The sequence below is a fragment of the Lacinutrix sp. MEBiC02404 genome (genome assembly GCF_053601575.1).
Genome location: NZ_JBSHNV010000220.1, coordinates 686007 through 704470, shown reverse-complemented (window position 1 = coordinate 704470; position 18464 = coordinate 686007). Strand labels below are relative to the sequence as shown.

Annotated in this window: 18 protein-coding genes and 1 tRNA gene; 9 read left to right on the top strand and 10 right to left on the bottom strand. The window is 32.0% G+C overall.

The window, feature by feature from the left end:
- From ACVCXO_RS17575 to ACVCXO_RS17550, 6 genes are all read left to right on the top strand, one after another.
- Positions 1 to 1278: a hypothetical protein gene (locus ACVCXO_RS17575; protein ID WP_452230897.1), complete on the top strand. Its 1278-nt coding sequence runs from the start codon at positions 1 to 3 to the stop codon at positions 1276 to 1278.
- Positions 1279 to 1401: 123 nt separating this feature from the next.
- On the top strand, positions 1402 to 3813 hold the full coding sequence (locus ACVCXO_RS17570) for an efflux RND transporter permease subunit (protein WP_452231171.1): 2412 nt from the start codon (positions 1402 to 1404) through the stop codon (positions 3811 to 3813).
- Between the two features lie 71 nt (positions 3814 to 3884).
- On the top strand, positions 3885 to 5318 hold the full coding sequence (gene asnS / locus ACVCXO_RS17565; protein WP_452230896.1) for an asparagine--tRNA ligase: 1434 nt from the start codon (positions 3885 to 3887) through the stop codon (positions 5316 to 5318).
- A gap of 12 nt (positions 5319 to 5330) precedes the next feature.
- Entirely contained in the window at positions 5331 to 5522 is a 192-nt protein-coding gene (locus tag ACVCXO_RS17560; protein WP_452230895.1) for a hypothetical protein, read from the top strand.
- 120 nt (positions 5523 to 5642) lie between these two features.
- The gene (rpoN, locus tag ACVCXO_RS17555; protein ID WP_452230894.1) at positions 5643 to 7103 is read left to right on the top strand and encodes an RNA polymerase factor sigma-54; all 1461 of its coding nucleotides are present in this window, start codon (positions 5643 to 5645) and stop codon (positions 7101 to 7103) included.
- Complete coding sequence (locus ACVCXO_RS17550; protein WP_452230893.1) at positions 7103 to 7711, top strand: hypothetical protein; 609 nt, start codon at positions 7103 to 7105, stop codon at positions 7709 to 7711. Before rpoN ends, ACVCXO_RS17550 begins: the two co-directional genes overlap by 1 nt.
- An 81-nt stretch (positions 7712 to 7792) precedes the next feature.
- On the opposite strand, the gene ACVCXO_RS17545 is transcribed toward ACVCXO_RS17550, so the two are convergent.
- The 10 genes from ACVCXO_RS17545 to ACVCXO_RS17500 all read right to left on the bottom strand — a co-directional run bounded on the left by ACVCXO_RS17545 (position 7793) and on the right by ACVCXO_RS17500 (position 14541).
- The gene (locus ACVCXO_RS17545) at positions 7793 to 8491 is read right to left on the bottom strand and encodes a porin family protein (RefSeq protein ID WP_452230892.1); all 699 of its coding nucleotides are present in this window, start codon (positions 8489 to 8491) and stop codon (positions 7793 to 7795) included.
- 63 nt (positions 8492 to 8554) lie between these two features.
- The gene (locus tag ACVCXO_RS17540; RefSeq protein ID WP_452230891.1) at positions 8555 to 9040 is read right to left on the bottom strand and encodes an ExbD/TolR family protein; all 486 of its coding nucleotides are present in this window, start codon (positions 9038 to 9040) and stop codon (positions 8555 to 8557) included.
- Positions 9041 to 9060: 20 nt separating this feature from the next.
- Positions 9061 to 9693, bottom strand: a complete 633-nt coding sequence (locus ACVCXO_RS17535; protein ID WP_452230890.1) for an ExbD/TolR family protein — start codon at positions 9691 to 9693, stop codon at positions 9061 to 9063.
- A 1-nt stretch (position 9694) separates the two neighbouring features.
- On the bottom strand, positions 9695 to 10135 hold the full coding sequence (locus ACVCXO_RS17530) for a hypothetical protein (RefSeq protein WP_452230889.1): 441 nt from the start codon (positions 10133 to 10135) through the stop codon (positions 9695 to 9697).
- Positions 10136 to 10165: 30 nt separating this feature from the next.
- Complete coding sequence (locus ACVCXO_RS17525) at positions 10166 to 10936, bottom strand: MotA/TolQ/ExbB proton channel family protein (RefSeq protein ID WP_055443845.1); 771 nt, start codon at positions 10934 to 10936, stop codon at positions 10166 to 10168.
- 163 nt (positions 10937 to 11099) lie between these two features.
- Positions 11100 to 11187: transfer RNA gene (locus ACVCXO_RS17520), tRNA-Ser, on the bottom strand.
- Between the two features lie 75 nt (positions 11188 to 11262).
- A complete protein-coding gene (locus ACVCXO_RS17515; protein ID WP_452230888.1) occupies positions 11263 to 12294 on the bottom strand; it encodes an asparaginase in 1032 nt (343 codons plus the stop codon).
- A gap of 104 nt (positions 12295 to 12398) precedes the next feature.
- Positions 12399 to 13166: a TatD family hydrolase gene (locus ACVCXO_RS17510; RefSeq protein ID WP_452230887.1), complete on the bottom strand. Its 768-nt coding sequence runs from the start codon at positions 13164 to 13166 to the stop codon at positions 12399 to 12401.
- 42 nt (positions 13167 to 13208) lie between these two features.
- Complete coding sequence (locus ACVCXO_RS17505) at positions 13209 to 13955, bottom strand: tetratricopeptide repeat protein (protein ID WP_452230886.1); 747 nt, start codon at positions 13953 to 13955, stop codon at positions 13209 to 13211.
- A 4-nt stretch (positions 13956 to 13959) separates the two neighbouring features.
- Complete coding sequence (locus ACVCXO_RS17500; protein ID WP_452230885.1) at positions 13960 to 14541, bottom strand: RNA polymerase sigma factor; 582 nt, start codon at positions 14539 to 14541, stop codon at positions 13960 to 13962.
- Positions 14542 to 14694: 153 nt separating this feature from the next.
- On the opposite strand from ACVCXO_RS17500, the gene ACVCXO_RS17495 reads away from it, so the two are divergent.
- The 3 genes from ACVCXO_RS17495 to ACVCXO_RS17485 all read left to right on the top strand — a co-directional run bounded on the left by ACVCXO_RS17495 (position 14695) and on the right by ACVCXO_RS17485 (position 18440).
- On the top strand, positions 14695 to 15135 hold the full coding sequence (locus ACVCXO_RS17495) for a hypothetical protein (protein WP_452230884.1): 441 nt from the start codon (positions 14695 to 14697) through the stop codon (positions 15133 to 15135).
- Between the two features lie 78 nt (positions 15136 to 15213).
- Complete coding sequence (locus ACVCXO_RS17490) at positions 15214 to 16230, top strand: hypothetical protein (protein WP_452230883.1); 1017 nt, start codon at positions 15214 to 15216, stop codon at positions 16228 to 16230.
- A gap of 248 nt (positions 16231 to 16478) precedes the next feature.
- Positions 16479 to 18440, top strand: a complete 1962-nt coding sequence (locus tag ACVCXO_RS17485; protein ID WP_452230882.1) for a PKD domain-containing protein — start codon at positions 16479 to 16481, stop codon at positions 18438 to 18440.
- Positions 18441 to 18464: the final 24 nt, after the last annotated feature.

Genomic DNA, 18464 nt, shown 5'->3' with positions numbered 1-18464 from the left:
ATGAAAAAATACTGCTTTACATTTTTACTTTGTTTATCCTTCTTTTTAAGTAAAGCACAAACAACAATTTCAACAGATTCGACTAAAGTTGTAACAAAAGATTCCCTGAAAAGAAAAGCCTTTTTACAGCAATTAGGTAATGGCTATTTCCCAACAAAATATTTTGATATTGACTTAAGATATTTAGTGAAATATAACCAATATGAAGGATCTAGAAATGGTCTTGGCGGACAAACAAATAATGCATTTTCAGAAAAAATAAGATTCAACGCCTACGTTGTTTATGGTTTTAGAGATGATGCTTTTAAGTATAGTTTTGGTTCAGGAATTAAACTAAACGAAAAAACCAACACTTGGCTAAACTTCTCATACACCGACGATTTAAGTGAAACCGGAAGCTCTACCTTTTTAACAGACAGCAGGTTTTTCCAGCTTTTTGAACCAAGACTTCTAAACATCAATTTGTTCTATAAACATATTACAAAAGCTATTTCATTAGAGCATCAACTAACACCTAGTTTGATTGGTGAGACCGAACTTGCAATTAGTAATATAAACACAACCTATGATTATAGCTTTGTAGTAAATAACAAAGTATACAATCAAATGCATTTAAGCATTTCTAAAACAGCAGTGCAATGGAGTCCTTTTAGTTCTTTTGAAACCATCGATAACAAATTCAAAATACTTAAAGAAGGCTATCCTAAGTTCACTTTACAATACACTAAAAGTTTTAGTGATGTTTTTAATGGCGACTTTAATTTCTCGAAACTAGATTTTAGAACCATCTTTAAAAAAGAATATGGCAACAAAGCATTTTCCTTATTAACGCTTACTGCTGGATTAGCAAGTGGAGAAACTCCTTTATCACATTTATATCACGCGTATCCCAATAATATAAATAAGGAAACCATTATGCAACGGTTTTCTGTAGCTGGCGTAACAAGTTTTGAAACGATGTTTTTTAACGAATTCTTTTCCGATAGAATTACCACCTTACAATTCAAACATCACTTAAGTCCGTTTAAAATAAGCAGACGTTTCAATCCAGAATTAGTACTAATTTCTAGATTTGCTATTGGTAACATGAGCAATACAGAAAGACACCAACAAATTACCTTTAATACCCTTGAAAAAGGGTTTACAGAATCTGGTTTAGAAATCAATAAACTATTTTTTGGTTTCGGTTTAAGTTTCACCTACAGATATGGCGGATATCATTTACCTAAACTAGAAGATAATATGGCGTTAAAATTTACATTTAACGTTACTTTATAACAATTTAAGACTTTGTTATACCTAGCTTTTTCCTACCTTTACCACTCTAATTTAACGACGTAATTTTGCCTCAATTAAAAGTCTTAAAATGTCCTTAAATAGATGCATTTATTTAATTATACTATGTTCAAACTATTTACAAAAAGCTTTTGGGATGTTATTGCAGGACTAATTCTACGTAATAAAATCGCCATTATACTTGGTATATTATTAGCTACTGGATTACTTGCTACGCAATGGAAATACATGCGCTTTACATACACCGAAGCTAATTTATTACCAGATGACCATGAAGTAAATCAAAAATATAACAACTTTCTTGATATTTTTGGTGAAGAAGGAAACCTAATTGTTTTAGGTGTAAAAGACACGACCCTTTTTACAGTCGAAAAATTAAACGCTTGGAACAAACTTTCAGAAAGCTTTAAAAACACAGACGAAGTAGAAACGGTGGTCTCGATTAGCGATCTTCAGAAACTGATAAAAGACACCAAGAATGAAAAATTTGCACTAGAACCTTTTATAAAAGATTCGATAACCTCCATAGAACAAATAGATCTTCTACAAGAAGAACTGTTTGAGAAATATCCTTTTTACGACAATTTTCTGTTTAACAAAAACACAAAAACGGTACGTACAGCAATTTACATGAATAAGGAAATTGTAAATACTGCCGCGAGAAAAGATTTTGTTTTTGATAACCTTATACCTAAAATTGCTGCTTTTGAAAAACAAACAAATCTAGATGTTAGAGTATCTGGAATGCCTTACATTAGAACTTTAAATGCGCAAAACATTGTAGATGAGATCGGCAAGTTTATTGGTTTAGCACTGCTAGTTACATCTTTTATTTTCTTTTTATTTTTCAGGTCGTTTAGAGCAACTTTTATATCCCTTATTGTAGTTTGTTTTGGTGTGATGTGGACCTTTGGTATTATTGGTTTACTTGGCTATGAAATCACGGTTTTAACCGCACTAATTCCACCATTAATAATTGTAATTGGTATCCCTAACTGTATTTTCTTAATTAATAAGTACCAACTTGAAGTAAAATTACATGGTAACAAAGTAAGATCTTTACAACGTGTAATCACCAAAGTTGGTAATGCTACATTAATGACCAATGTTACCACAGCATCTGGTTTTGCAACATTTATTTTAACCGAAAGTCAGCTTTTAAAAGAGTTTGGTATTGTTGCATCTTTAAGTATAATCTCCATTTTTATATTGTGTTTACTAATCATTCCTATTATTTACACCTTTTTACCGTATCCTAAAGACAGACATTTAGAACACCTAAATAAAAAATGGATTGGTGGTTTTGTAGATTGGATTGAACGCATGGTAAAACAAAAACGAATTACCATTTATATCACTTCTGTGGTACTTTTAACACTGAGTATCATTGGTATTTTTCAAATCAAAATTTCTGGTAGTTTAATTGAAGACATGTCTAAAAAGTCCGGATTCTTTCAAGATATCCGATTTTTTGAAGAAGAGTTTAATGGAATTATGCCTCTAGAAATTTTAGTAGATACCAAACGTAAAAAGGGAGTTATGAAACTTTCTACCTTAAAACGAATGGATCAACTAGAAGAAGTTATTCTGGAAACGCCAGAACTCTCTAAACCAATTTCTGTAGTAAGTTTAGTAAAATACTCGAAACAGGCTTATTATAATGGTAATCCGAAATATTACCAATTGCCAACAAGTCAAGAAAACAGTTTTATCATGTCGTATGCAAAAAACTCATCGTCTGATGTAGACTTGCTTAAAAACTTTGTGGATAGCACAGGACAATATGCACGTATCACCACTTTCATGAAAGATATTGGTACAGACAAAATGGAACGCATTGAAGAAAACCTTCAAAATAAAATAGACAAGGTTTTTCCTAAAGAAAACTTCAACATTACCATGACAGGAAAAGCATTAGTTTTTCAAAAAGGAACAAAATATTTAGTAAAAAACTTAGCCATTTCATTATCGCTTGCTATTTTATTAATAGCATTGTTTATGGCATATATGTTTCGATCTTTTAGAATGATCATTGTTTCCTTAATACCAAACCTATTACCGTTATTAATTACAGCAGGATTAATGGGGTATTTGGGAGTACCAATAAAACCATCTACCATATTAGTTTTTAGTATTGCATTTGGTATTTCTGTAGATGATACCATTCACTTTTTAGCAAAATACAGACAAGAATTAATTGCCAATCACTGGAAAATTAAAAAATCGGTTTACGCCGCTTTACGAGAAACCGGAGTGAGTATGTTTTACACATCTATCGTATTATTTTTCGGGTTTTTGGTGTTTACCTTTTCAAGCTTTGGAGGTACAGTAGCTTTAGGAGCCTTAGTTTCTACAACGCTATTATTTGCCATGCTCTCTAATTTATTACTTTTACCATCTTTATTACTTTCACTAGAAAGAAGTATTGCCAACAAAGAAGTTTTAAGAGAACCAGCGATAAATATTATTCCTGAAGAAAATGACGAAGATGAAAATCTAAATGTTTCTGAAGATTAAATACAACAATAAATTATATTTGCATCCATATACATCGAAGCCTTGGCGTAGATGAAAAAAAATTAAATACAATGAACACTAATACAGTTTCACAATTATTAGCCAAAGACCAATTTGGTCAAGAAATAGAAATAAACGGTTGGGTTAGAACCTTTCGTGCTAAACGTTTTATTGCCTTAAATGACGGATCGACAATTAACAATATACAATGTGTTGTCGATTTTGAAAACACAGACGAAAACACGCTTAAGCGCATCACAACTGGAGCTGCAGTACATATTAAAGGAGAACTGATAGAAAGCCAAGGTAAAGGTCAAAAAGTAGAGATTGTTGTAACCAGCATCGAAATTCTTGGAGACTCCGATCCTGAAGAGTATCCTATACAACCTAAAAAACATACGTTAGAGTTTTTAAGAAAAAATGCACATTTACGTACTCGTACCAACACCTTTAGTGCGATCATGCGTTTACGTTCTAGCTTATCTTTTGCCATTCATAAATACTTTAATGAAAACGGTTTTTACTACATGCACACGCCAATCATCACAGGAAGTGATGCAGAAGGCGCTGGTGAAATGTTTAGAGTAACTAATTTAGATGCTAAAACGCCTCCATTAACAGAAGACGGGAAAGTAGATTTTAAAGAAGATTTCTTCGGAAGCGAAACCAACTTAACCGTTTCGGGGCAATTAGAAGCAGAAACATACGCGATGTCTCTTGGTAAAGTATATACTTTCGGACCTACATTTAGAGCAGAAAACTCCAATACTTCGCGTCATTTATCTGAATTTTGGATGATTGAACCAGAAGTTGCTTTTATGGATTTAGCTGGAAATATGGATTTAGCGGAAGACTTTATGAAATCGGTTTTAACTCATATTTTAGAAAATAACCGAGAAGATTTAGAATTTTTAGAAACTCGTTTATTGGACGAAGAAAAAACAAAACCACAAGCAGAACGCAGTGAAATGAGTTTAATTGAAAAATTAAAATTCGTTGTAGACAATAATTTCAAACGTGTAAGTTATACGGAAGCTATTGATATTTTAAGAAACTCGAAGCCAAACAAGAAGAAAAAATTCAATTATATTATTGAAGAATGGGGAGCAGATCTACAAAGTGAACACGAACGTTTCTTAGTAGAAAAACATTTTAAATGTCCAGTAATCTTATTTGACTATCCTGCAAACATTAAAGCATTTTACATGCGTTTAAATGAAGATGGTAAAACGGTTCGCGCTATGGATATTCTTTTTCCAGGAATAGGAGAAATAGTTGGTGGTGCACAACGTGAAGAGCGTTTAGATGTTTTAAAAGAAAAAATGGCGGCATTAGATATTTCGGAAGAAGAACTTTGGTGGTATTTAGATTTACGTAAATATGGTACCGCTGTACATTCTGGATTTGGTTTAGGTTTTGAGCGTTTGGTAATGTTTGCAACAGGAATGACCAACATTCGTGATGTAATCCCTTACCCAAGAACACCTCAAAACGCAGAGTTTTAAAAATATAACATCATGAATAGAACATTATCCTTAATAATAGGAATATTAGCCGTTGCAAACGTAATCTATAGCTTTTTTAGCAACTTAGAACACGCTACGATATTCGGAATGGAATTAAACATTTGGGTATACCGACTAATTTGGAGTTTTCTTGCTGTTACTATTCTGTATAAATATTTTAAAGAGAATAAGGCTTCGGAATAATTACGCATTATAAAAATATTTTAATTAAAACAATCTAGATTAGGCATAATCTAGATTGTTTTTTTTATTTTTAGCTTTACTACCATTTCTAACATAAGTAGGTAAAATCAAAACATAACAATGCTTAAACAATATTTACAGTTCAAATTATCGCAAAAATTGTCCCCACAACAGATTCAATTAATGAAATTGATACAGTTGCCAACACAAGCATTTGAACAACGTTTAAAGCAAGAACTGGAAGAAAACCCCGCTCTTGAAGGCGGTAAAGAAGAAAATGATAGTGACTATGATGATGATCTCGATAACACCAAAGATGATTATGATGACAACGAAACCATAGATGCTGGAGATATTAATGTAGATGAGTATTTAAGCGATGACGAAGTACCAGATTATAGAACACAAGTAAATAATTATAGTGCAGACGATGAAGAAAAAACCATGCCTTATGCCGCAGGGACTTCTTTTACACAACATTTAGTAAACCAATTGAATACCTACAGACTAAATGACGAAGAACGCGACATCGCAGAATTTTTGGTTGGTAGTGTAGATGAAAGTGGTTATATCCGTCGGGAATTATCAGATATTATGGATGATTTAGCGTTTACTCAAAACGTTTTTACTACGGAAGAAAAAATTGAACGGGTTTTAAAAATTGTACATCAATTAGATCCTGCAGGAGTTGGGGCTAGAAATTTACAAGAGTGTTTATCCATTCAGTTACACAGAAAAGAACAGCATCCAGATGTAGCATTAGCAACTAGTATTATTGATAAAGCTTTTGAACAGTTTACTAAAAAACATTACAAAAAGCTTTTACAAAAATTTGATATCAGCGAGTTACAACTTAAAGACGCTATTCACGAGATAGAACGCTTAAATCCAAAACCAGGTGGAAGCTATGCTGGAAATAACCGAAGAGTAGAACACGTTGTTCCAGATTTTGCCATCAAGATTGTAAACGGAGAATTAGAGCTCACCTTAAACGGAAGAAATGCTCCAGAACTTCATGTATCGAGAGAATACAACAATATGCTTAAAGGCTATAAAGAAACCAAACAAAAAAGCAAATCACAAAAAGATGCGGTCATGTTTATTAAACAGAAACTAGATGCCGCAAAATGGTTTATTGAAGCGATTAAGCAAAGACAACAGACGCTTTTTGTAACCATGAGTTCTATTATGCATTACCAAAGCGAATATTTTTTAACGGGAGATGAGCGTAATCTCAAACCTATGATTTTAAAAGATATTGCAGATGAGATTGAAATGGATGTATCTACGGTTTCTCGTGTTGCAAATAGTAAATATGTGGACACACCTTACGGTACCAAATTGATTAAAGAATTCTTTAGTGAGTCTATGACTAATGATAAAGGAGAAGAAGTTTCTACTAGAGAAATTAAAAAAATATTAGAAACAGTTATTGAAGAAGAAAGCAAGAAAAAACCTTTAACAGACGAAGCTTTAGCAAAAATATTAAAAGAAAAAGGTTATCCTATTGCTAGACGTACGGTTGCAAAATATAGAGAGCAATTAGATATCCCTGTGGCAAGATTGCGAAAAAAGATTTAATGAATCACATTCTAAAAAGCATATCGTTTATTTTTCACCCTTTAATCATGCCATTACTTGGTGTGATTTTTTACTTTTCCAAATCACCAAGATTTATTCCTAAAGAAATAATACAAGCAAAGCTTATTTCTATTTCTATTTTAACCGTAATACTGCCTATACTTATATATTACTTATTAAAAACGATAGGTAAAACTAATAGCATTTATTTAAAAACGGCTAAAGAACGTGTTTTGCCTTTAGGTCTCAATTGCATTATTATCTATTTAATAGTAAAGCGTGTTTTTCCTCCTAGTGAGATTATAGAGCTCTACTATTTTTTTATTGGTGTATTGCTATCTAACCTTACTTGCTTTATTCTAGCTATATTAAAATTCAAAGCAAGCATACACATGATTGCTATATCTGGTGTATTTATGTTTTATATCGCTTTAAGCATACACTTTGGTATAAATATTAATGGCACGTTAGCGATAATGGCAATACTTACAGGAGCGATAGCCACTTCAAGGTTACACTTAAAAGCACATAATTATGTGGAGTTACTTGCTGGTTTTTGTATTGGATTTTTACCGCAACTTACGCTATTGAATTACTGGTTGCACTAAAAGCAAGGTTAGGTTTCCTCCAGTTTCTTTGAGAATAAATAACTTTCAAGCAGCACTGAACAGACAATTCAATTATCGCACTTATAGTAAATAAAGCATCAACCCTATTTTTACTGCATGCATATCTAAACTTGTGCTATCCAATTGTGCATCTTTATTAAATAGGGTGTTTAATGCATAATAGAAGTGAATATTCCAGGTATTATAACCTGCGCTAATGGTAAAACCATATTGCAACTTATTGAAGTCTTTAATACCACCATGTTTAATAGTAGTGTCACCAACAAATTTTGAAGAGTTGGCTAGCACATATCCCAATTTAAATCCAGTGTATATCCTCCAGAATTTATATTCGGTTGGTGTAGAAGTTCGCCATCTAAATTCAATGGGAGCTTCAATCATATAGGTTGTAAATTTATTCTTAGTATACGATGTTTCACTATCCTCTAAAACCGTGTAGGTATACTTACTATCACTATCCTTATCTATCAACATATTCTGATTAAAAGAATTACTAGAAAGACCTAAGCCTACACCAATAGCAACATTACGGTTTACGTTAATTGGCATGTCTTTAATGTATCCTAAATGAAAACCACTAGAAAACCCACTTTGTGAAACGCCCTTTGGTCTTTGCACCAATAAATTATAGGTAACACCAATATAAAATTGATCTTCTTTATATAAAGAATCGACCTCTTGTTCTACAGATTTTTCTTCTTGCGAAAAAGAATTGGTTAGACTAAAAAAGCACAGTACAATAAAAATAATATGTTTCATTTGCTACAAAAAAAAGGCGTAATGATTTCTCAAAACGCCTTTTTATAAAATTAAGATTTATAATTATTTCTTTAAACCTTCTAAGGCATTACCTTTTCTAGTTGTATAATTAATTTTTAATGCGTTTACCTTACGCAATTCTTGTTTGATATCTGTTACCAATCCCATGTTTGCTTTACTATCTACTTTTAGAGCAGTAGTAAGAAAAGGTACTTCTTCTTCTCTTTTAGCGGCTCTTTCTGCAGCAATAAAAGCAGCAATGTCTTTAACATCAGCAAACTTATCGTTTAGCTGTATTCTAGCCTCACTTCCATATTGACTTTTGTAATTTGTACTAGGTTTACCAGCATAAATATACATTACCAAACTCTTTTTATCTAGTTTTTCAACCTGATCTGCTTGAGGTAATTTATTCTCAATCATTAAAGTGTTTTGTCTCATAACAGTAGCTACCATGAAAAAGAATAATAACATAAATACAATATCTGGTAAAGATGCCGTATTCACTGCTGGAATTTCGCCTCCTTTTTTCTTTTTAAATTTAGACATATTTTATTTAAGTTTTTTATCTAATTAGACTTTGGCTCTGCTTCAGAGAATTTTTGAGGAACAAGTATTTTAATTTCCTCTAATTTCACTTTTAGTTTTGCTTTTGTTGCAGGTGTTGTTCTTGCATCTGAATATGCATTTTCAGCCTCAATAAAGTTCATATCTAAAGTAGGAAATGCTCTTTTAAATTCTCTATTTCTTAACTCATTATAAGCAGCAATAATTTCATTTTGAACTGCTATATACGTGTCATACTCCGTGGCTCTATCATTCTGTAAAGAAATAATTGCTTTATCAAAATTATCAGAGGACCTTGGGTTCTTCTTTCCTTGGCAAAATTTACAAGCATTATCTCCTGTTCCTGCTCCATTATCTAGAAAAGTAACAGCGGATGCACGCAAATCTTTGATTTCAATTCTTTTTTCCTCTCCACCTGTCTTTAAAAACAACTCGTTTTTTCTATTAACTTCTAATTGAAAAATGTTTTTCTCTTTAATAATAACATCTTCATCAGAATCCTCCATTGGTGGAAGTTTTCTAGTTAAACCAGAATCTGTTTCGATAGTTGTTGTTACTAAGAAGAAAATAAGGAGTAAGAAAGCGATATCAGCCATCGATCCTGCATTTACTTCTGGTGCTGCTCTTTTTGCCATCTTATTTAATCATTTTTTTAACCGAAGATAGTAACATAGTTCCTATTGCTATTATACCAAGCGCATAAAACATATATATACCAGCTCCTATTAATTTAGAATCTCCTGCAGAAAGCATTTTACCTTCTCTCATTGGTGTTTCTTCTCCACTAGCTAAAACAAAGTAACATATGGCGAATACTACTAAAAAGGCTCCAACAGCCATCAACGCACTTTTAAGCATTGCTGGATGTGTGAATAAGTTTTTTAGAGTAAATATAACCACTAAAGCTATAGTAACAATAAAAATCGCATAAGCTATATACATAAACGTATTTACTGTACCGCCTGACTCCCCTGCTTTAACAGCTTCATCACCTGCACCAATAATTCTAATTAGGAAAAACATGGCTATTACACCAATTAGTCCTACTATTATGGTAATTATTTTTTGTGAATTCATAATATAATTTAAAAATTAGAATTATTACTATTACTTCTTATATCTTGATAACATATCCATTAAGTTAATAGAAGAATCTTCCATATCATTAACGATACTATCAATTTTTGCAATGATATAATTATAAAAGATTTGAAGTATAATTGCAACTACAAGTCCAAATACGGTTGTTAAAAGTGCTACTTTAATACCACCTGCAACAAGTGAAGGCTGCATATCTCCAGCTGCTTCAATTCTATCAAAGGCTTGAATCATACCAATTACAGTTCCCATGAAACCTAACATTGGTGCTAATGCAATAAATAAAGAAATCCAAGATACGTTTTTCTCTAATTGACCCATTTGAACACCACCATAAGCTACAACCGCTTTTTCGGCAGCTTCTAAATCTCCGTCTGCTCTATCTAATCCTTGATAGAAAATAGAGGCAACAGGTCCTTTTGTGTTTCTACATACTTCTTTAGCAGCTTCTAAACCACCTGATTGTAATGCGTCTTCAACGTTTTGTGTTAATTTTTTTGTATTTGTACTTGATAAGTTTAAAAAGATAATTCTCTCGATAGCAATTGCTAATCCAAGAATTAAACATAATAATACGATTCCCATGAATCCTGGTCCACCTTCAATAAATCGTCTTTTAAGTTCTTGGTGAAATCCTTCTGATTCAACTGTTGCTGCATCTGCTGCATCATCTTGAGTGGTAACAACTGTTGTTGCAATAGTGCTTGCATTAGTTGTTGCATTTGCTGTTCCGAATGCCATAAAACATACTATGGCTAGAATTGAAAATAATCTTTTCATTGGTTCTTGATCTTAATTTTATTAGTTAAAGTGTTAAAGATATAAAAAAAATGCAATTAAAAAATAAAAAAGCAGCTTATACGGAAGGAAATATTATTATTATTTGATCCTATCTATATAAAACAACAAAAGAATTTTTAAATAATGTACAAAAACTCTTTTGCAGAGAGGAAGGGATTCGAACCCTCGATACGCTATTAACGCATACACGCTTTCCAAGCGTGCGCCTTAAGCCACTCGGCCACCTCTCTCTAATTTTTAATCCTTTATTACAGTGGCTCAAATAACAAAAAAAAGTTTAGATGTTAAAATTTTGACAGTTAATTTTAAGCCATTTCTCCTCTTAATGGAGTTTCGAATGTGATTTTGAAGGTTTTAGGCATAATTTTTTGTCCTAATAAATACATAAGTTTACAAATAGCGGCCTCTGTTGTTATGTCTTTTCCTGAAATTATACCTATTTTTTTAAGTTTTTCGCTAGTTTCATACTGCCCCATGGCAACACTTCCACCAGAACACTGCGTAATGTTAATAATATGCACTCCTTTTTTAATGGTATTTTCTAACAATTCAATAAACCAATTTTCAGTAGAACAGTTTCCTGCGCCATAGGTTTCTAAAATAACCCCTTTTAAGTTTGGGGTAGAAAAAATAGATTCTAAAAGTGCTTTTGAGATTCCTGGAAATAGTTTTACTAGCGCAATGTTTTCGTTGAATTTTTTAAAAACTTTAAGCTTTGCTCCTTTTTTGGGCTTTAATAAATGCTCCTTATTTACTTTTAAATGCACTCCTGATTCTGCCAAATCTGGATAATTTAAGGATGCAAATGCTTCAAAATGCTCTGCATTAATTTTAGTAGTTCTATTTGCTCTATATAATTTGTACTCAAAATATAAACCGACCTCTTGAATAACTGGTTTATTATTTTTTTGTAAAGCCGCTATTTGTATAGAGGTTATTAAATTCTCTTTAGCATCTGTGCGTAAATCACCAATAGGTAATTGCGATCCTGTAAATATGACTGGCTTACTTAGATTTTCTAACATAAAACTTAGAGCAGATGCCGTGTAACTCATAGTATCACTACCATGCAAAACTACAAAACCATCAAATTGACTATAATTCTCTTCTATAATTGTAGCGATTTGCGACCAATATTCTGGATTCATATTACTAGAATCTATTGGTTCGTCAAATGAAATAGCTTCAATTTCACAATCTAACAAATTGAGTTCCGGGATTTTATTCGATAAATTTTTAAAATCAAAAGCCCTTAAAGCTCCTGTTTTAGAATCTTTTATCATTCCTATGGTTCCTCCGGTGTATACTAAAAGTATGCTTGGTTTTGTTGTCGACAATTTGATTTACAATTTAAAAATTCACTAAAGTTATTACGGTCTGCACTGCCATGGACAAAACATTATATTTATTTCCTCAAATTCCGCAGAAAGGCTTACTACATTTAGATTCCGAAAACATGTTCTGAATTCGCTGTAGTAATGGCAGCTATTTTTTCTTCGGAAACCGCATAAATTTCGGCTAGTTTCTCTACTACTTTAACAATATAACTACTTTCGTTACGCTTTCCTCTGTATGGTTTTGGTGCTAAATATGGGGAATCGGTTTCTAAAACAATATGCTTTACATCTATTTGATTTAAAAACTGATCTATCTTTCCGTTTTTAAAAGTTACAACGCCACCAATTCCTAATTTCATGTTATAAGAAATTGCTTGTTTGGCTTGTTCTAAAGTTCCTGTGAAACAATGAAAAATTCCGAAGAGTGTATCGTCTTTTTCTTCCTCTAAAATTTCAAAAATTTCATTAAAAGCATCTCTACAATGAATAACTATAGGTAACTTATATTTTTTCGCTAATTTAATTTGATGTCTAAAAGCATCTTGTTGTATCTCTAATGTACTTTTATCCCAATATAAATCAATACCAATCTCACCAATAGCAACAAATTTTCTTTTGGCAAGCATTTCTTCTACATGCGCAAGTTCTTCTTTATAGTTTTCTTTTACGTGCGTAGGATGTAAACCCATCATTAAATGCACGTTTTCCGGAAAATCCGTTTCTAATTGTAGCATCGATTCTGTGTACGTAGAATCTATTGCTGGAATAAAAAAACGGGTAACATTTGCTGCAATAGCACGTTGCATCATTTCATTTCTATCTACATCAAAATCCTCACTATATAAATGTGTATGTGTATCTGTAATTATCATTTTGCAAAAATAGCTAATTTAAAATCGTATCGCTTTCGCTTATTATTCTAATTTATTTAAAAGTTGCTGCGCTTGACGATAGTCGTCTGCTCCTTCCGGAATTTGTTTCAACCATTTTATAGATTCTTCTTCTTTTTCTTGTTTAAAGTTACTTAACGCTAAGTACCAAGTTGCTTTGTTTTTATATGCAGAATTACTTTTGGCTAAATCCAGTAAAATAGGTTGAGAAATCTCAAACTTATCCAATTCCAAATTAGTCACGGCATAATATAATTGATATTCCTTATTATCTGGTTCTTCTTGAAGTAAGTCCTCTAAATAACCAGAAGCTTTTTCGTATTCTTTATTATTAAACGCTTTAGTTGTTTTAATTAGTAAACCAATATTTCCACCTCTAACCGTTAGATCAATTATACCATGCTCATTATAATCACTATAAGCAGGTTGGTTCATTTTATTAAAAGTAACAATACCAAACATCAAAACGACACATGCAGCAATAGCATATTTTAAAAGATGAAATGAACTATCTTTTTTCTTTTCTTCGGAAGTATTTTTAGTAGCTCTAAAATGTGTATTAGAAATAGACTTTAAGTTCGATTTAAAAGCTTCTGTTTCTTCTTCATTTTTAAATTTATGTTCTAAAAACCCAGATAACTCTTTGTACGTGTTGAAGCTTTCTTGAAAAGCATCTTCAGTTTCTAATCGGTTTTTAAAAACTGTATTTTCTTCCGCAGATAATTCTCCTGCCAAATACGCTTCAAATAATATATAATCTTCTTCTTTCATTTTGCTAATAATTAAGTTGGTTAAATTGTGGCGACTCTTGAACCAGCTTGGTTAATTTACCAATACAAAGCGATTTCTTTTTTCTAGCATAGGCATACGTTACGCCTAAACTTTTGGCAACTTCTTCCATAGATTTTATTTTAAAAGTTGCTTTTATTAAGTCTTTACATGCGTTTCCTAACTTTTGAAACATGGTATTAAATAACTCTTGTTTTTCACCAAATAAGGAAGTTTCAAAAGCTAACTCTTGTGAGTCGTCATCTTTAGATAGTACTTCTTCATTTATTGTTACCTCTTTATTGGTTTTCTTTTTTAATTCGTTTAACCATTTACGTTTACATAGTAGAAAAAAGTACGCATCAAAAGGACAAGTTAGTTGTAGCTTTTTTTGACTAGCCTGATTATATATAGTAATAAGTGTTTCTTGAATTACATCTTGTGCTTGATCGGCATCTCCACTATTTTGTTTTATGTAATTAATAACCTTTGGCACAAACCTATCATAGATAGCTTGTATAATAAAAGAGTTGTTTTTTAATAATCCCTCTATATATTTTTGGTCTTCGTGTATTTTTTTCTCACTCATAAACCCTTTTGTTTTCGGTTGATTGCCAACGAATTTAAAAAAACTTTATAAAAAAAGGGTAACAATTTTTAAATGCTTTTGATATAAGGTTGTAAAAGCCAAACAGGCATTCAATAAAAAAACAAATTATAAATCTATAAAAATTTAGAAACCATGAGAAAATCAATTTTAATTATCGCGACAGTAGTATTTAGTTTATTAAACGTTAACGCTACAACAAGTAACACCATTCTTAACACTACAACTGAAAACGTAGAAATTGCAAAAGACGACTTAATACAAGTCTATGATTGGTCCGTAAAAACTACAAATGGCGAATTTTCGGGAACAGCATTAACCTTATTTGATGCAAAACGAATGGCAAATATTGTTGGTCAAGCAGAAGTTGTTTTAGAAAGACAAATAAACAGCTATTACATGCTTGCAAGTGAACTAAACAAAAAAGAATCTAGACTGTATTACTGGGAAGTAAATAGCAAAACAGCAAAAGCACAGGGATTTGCTTCTACAGAATTTACTGCAAAAAGGATGATTCAACTAGTAGCAAAAGGAGACATCATTAATTATAAAATAATTGCTAGTAGCCCAAAATAAAAAAACAAATCTAAAAACCGGGTAACAAAAAGAGTACCCGGTTTATATAAAGATGTATAACGATTAAACCTATAAATTATGAAACATTTAAATCAACAATTAAAAATTAGAAATGTGGTAAACAACACATTAAAGCAAGTATTTGGAAGCTTAATTTTTGCAACTATATTATTTACAAGTTGTAACCCCGATGACGACGGCTCTTCTACCACAGTACAATACGTCCCAGATGCAGATGCATTTACCCAATTAAAAGATCAAGCTTTAGAGAATGCAACACAAACTTTTCAGTTTAATGCAGACGATGGAAACATAACACTTACATCGGAAGCTGGAGTACAAATAAACATTAATGCAGATTGCCTAACCTTAAACGGAGATGCAGTAACCGGACAAGTAGATATAGAATTTATAGAATTATTTGAAAAAGGAAGTATGCTTACTACAAACAAACCCACCATGGGAAGATTACCTAATGGAGATAAAGCGCTATTAATTTCTGGTGGTGAGTTTTTTGTGGAAGCTACACAAAATGGAAATGTATTAGCTACAAATTGTAATTTACAAATGGTTATTCCTGCAAGTTTGACTGGAGGAGCAGATACAGAAATGACTTTATGGGAAGGCCAAATAGACAATGAAGATAATCTAACTTGGGAAGAATTATTACCTGGTGTAGATGACGAAGAAATGTTTGTTGAAGATGAATCGTATTATGTTTTTCTAAATTTTGGTTGGACGAATGTAGATCGTTTTTATAGCGACACGAGACCTAAAACACCAATTCAAGTACAACCTCCTGCTGGATATACTAACTTAAATAGTGCTGTTTATTTATCGTATGATGGTGAAGCTCCTGCATTAGCCAATCTAGATACTTTTGATAATGCTACAAATATTTTTAGTGAGCATTACGGACAAATACCAATTGGTTTAGAATGCCATGTGATTTTTGCAACAGAAGAGAACGGCGTATGGAGATACGCTATAAAAGCGGTAACTATAGTTGCCAATGACGTAATTACTTTTACATTAAACGAAACGAATACAGGTACAGAAGCTAGTTTAACTGCATTAATAAATGCACTACCTTAAAAAAGGGGGTATTTAAATTTATAAAAGAGCAGAAAACTTATTTTCTGCTCTTTTTTGTTATCTAGAACTAAATAAAAATTATATATTTTTCTATAACAAATACAACTTCATACTACAAACAAAGCCTTTGATAGATTGAAACCGTTACTTTATAAAATCATAGATTTATTTTAATGTTCCTTGAAGTATATTGGTCATCCTTTTAAATTATCCTATTTTGTATCCTTAAATGCTTTAATCTAACTTATATGAAATTTACTACATTATTATGTTGCCTTATTTTTTCATGGCATTCTTTTTCGCAAGAAGCACAAGTAATAGATACTTTAAGACGAGTAGCAATTATTGAGTATAACACCAATGGAAATGAAGTAAACTTTACTCCAAATGCTCCAGAACTAAATCAGATAGCAGGAGCGCCAAAAGCTTTTTATACGCATTATTGGGAATTTGGAGATGGCGAATATAGTAAAGAAACCAATCCGAAGCATACCTACAAAAAAGCTGGAGACTACGAAGTGAAACTATGGTCTACTAATAATTACGATACCGGAAAGCCACCAACTTCTAGACCTAAAAAGCTAAGCATAGCAAAAGATGCAGATACCCAAAGCTATAGCGAAGTGGCTAGCATGACTGCAAATCTCGATCTGCAACGCAACACAGAACCAATGCCAGAAGAAGAAATTGTAGTTATTTTGAGTTATAAAAACACAAAAGAATATGCTACAAATGGTAAACTACACTTGTTTTACAACGAACAAAAATACCAAGCCAATAATTTTGAGCTAACAGATACCAGAACATACCATAACGAAAGAGAAAGTTTTGCATCCGACTTTGTATATACCTATGATTATGATAATAAGGAAAGCGTAGTCGCATCTATTGAAGACAATATTGCCAAACTACGTTTAAAGTTTCAAGACAGCACAGAAAAAAGCAACCTACCACTTACTTTAGAAAGCTCTAAAGCATATTATAAAGATGCAAGTGTTTTAGAATTTGACAACATGAAACCAAACGAAGAACGTCATGTATTCTACACGTTAAAAACGACACCAGAAATGCTTAAAGACACTAGTGCTATTATTTCTGTTCGTGGTGTATATATTCCAGATGACAATTTTGACAACCATAATGTAAAAGACATGGAAATGGAGATTGTAACTTCTCATGATCCTAATAAAATGTCTACCTCCGCAACATTTCTAAATTACAGATTGGTTCGTTTTAAACGTCCGAAATTTAAAATTAAATTTCAAAATAACGGAGAAGGTCCTGCAAGTACTATTCGCTTAGAAACAGACATTCCAGATATGTTTGATAAAACTTCCATTCTTGTAGAAGACATGTATCCTAAATGTAAAATTTGTCCGAAACGCGAAGTAGAATATAGTTGTCTAGACACCACCTTTACAGAAAAACAAGCAATCTTTACCTTTAAGAATATCTACCTTCCTGGAAGCGAACAAAAAAATGTAAAAGAATATGATTCTACTAAAGGATTTGTAAAATACAGCTTGAAATTTGGCAAAGATTTTCACAAACAGAAAACAAAAAGCAAAACGGCTATTATTTTCGATAAAAACGAACCTATAATCACCAATTATTCTACAACACGCTTTCTTCCTGGAATATCTATTGGAGCAAAAGTTGGTTATAATTCGTATGCCAATCTAGAAAATTCTAAAAGTTATTTTGTTGGAGCAACAGTATCTCCTTACAAGTCATACAGATGGTATTGGCAAGTAGAATTATTAAACAGCTTTCATAGTTACGACGGGAATAAAACGGTAACCGTAGAAGAAATAGACCGTCCAGATTTTATTGGTAGAGAACGAACCACTACTTTAAATAGTTACGATAATGTAGACTGGGAAATCCCCGTTTTAGCGCGATATAACGTAAACAATTACATTGGCTTAGGCGCAGGTTTACAAGCTGCCTTTTCATTAAGTGAGAAAACGGAAAATAGCATTATTATAGAACAGGCAGAAAATATTAATGGTATTGATTTTGGCCCATACGCTACCATAAACGAGTCCTCAAACAAAACTAGTAACTCGTTTAATAATTTTAGAACCGGATTATTATTGGAAGCTACAGCTGGATTTGCTAGAATTGGACCAAGCGTTGGTGCTCGCTATGTACTTAATTTTAAAGAAGACTTTAATTACTTGCAACTATATGCTATCTGGAAATTCTAGAGTCTATAAATAATGCATTAATAC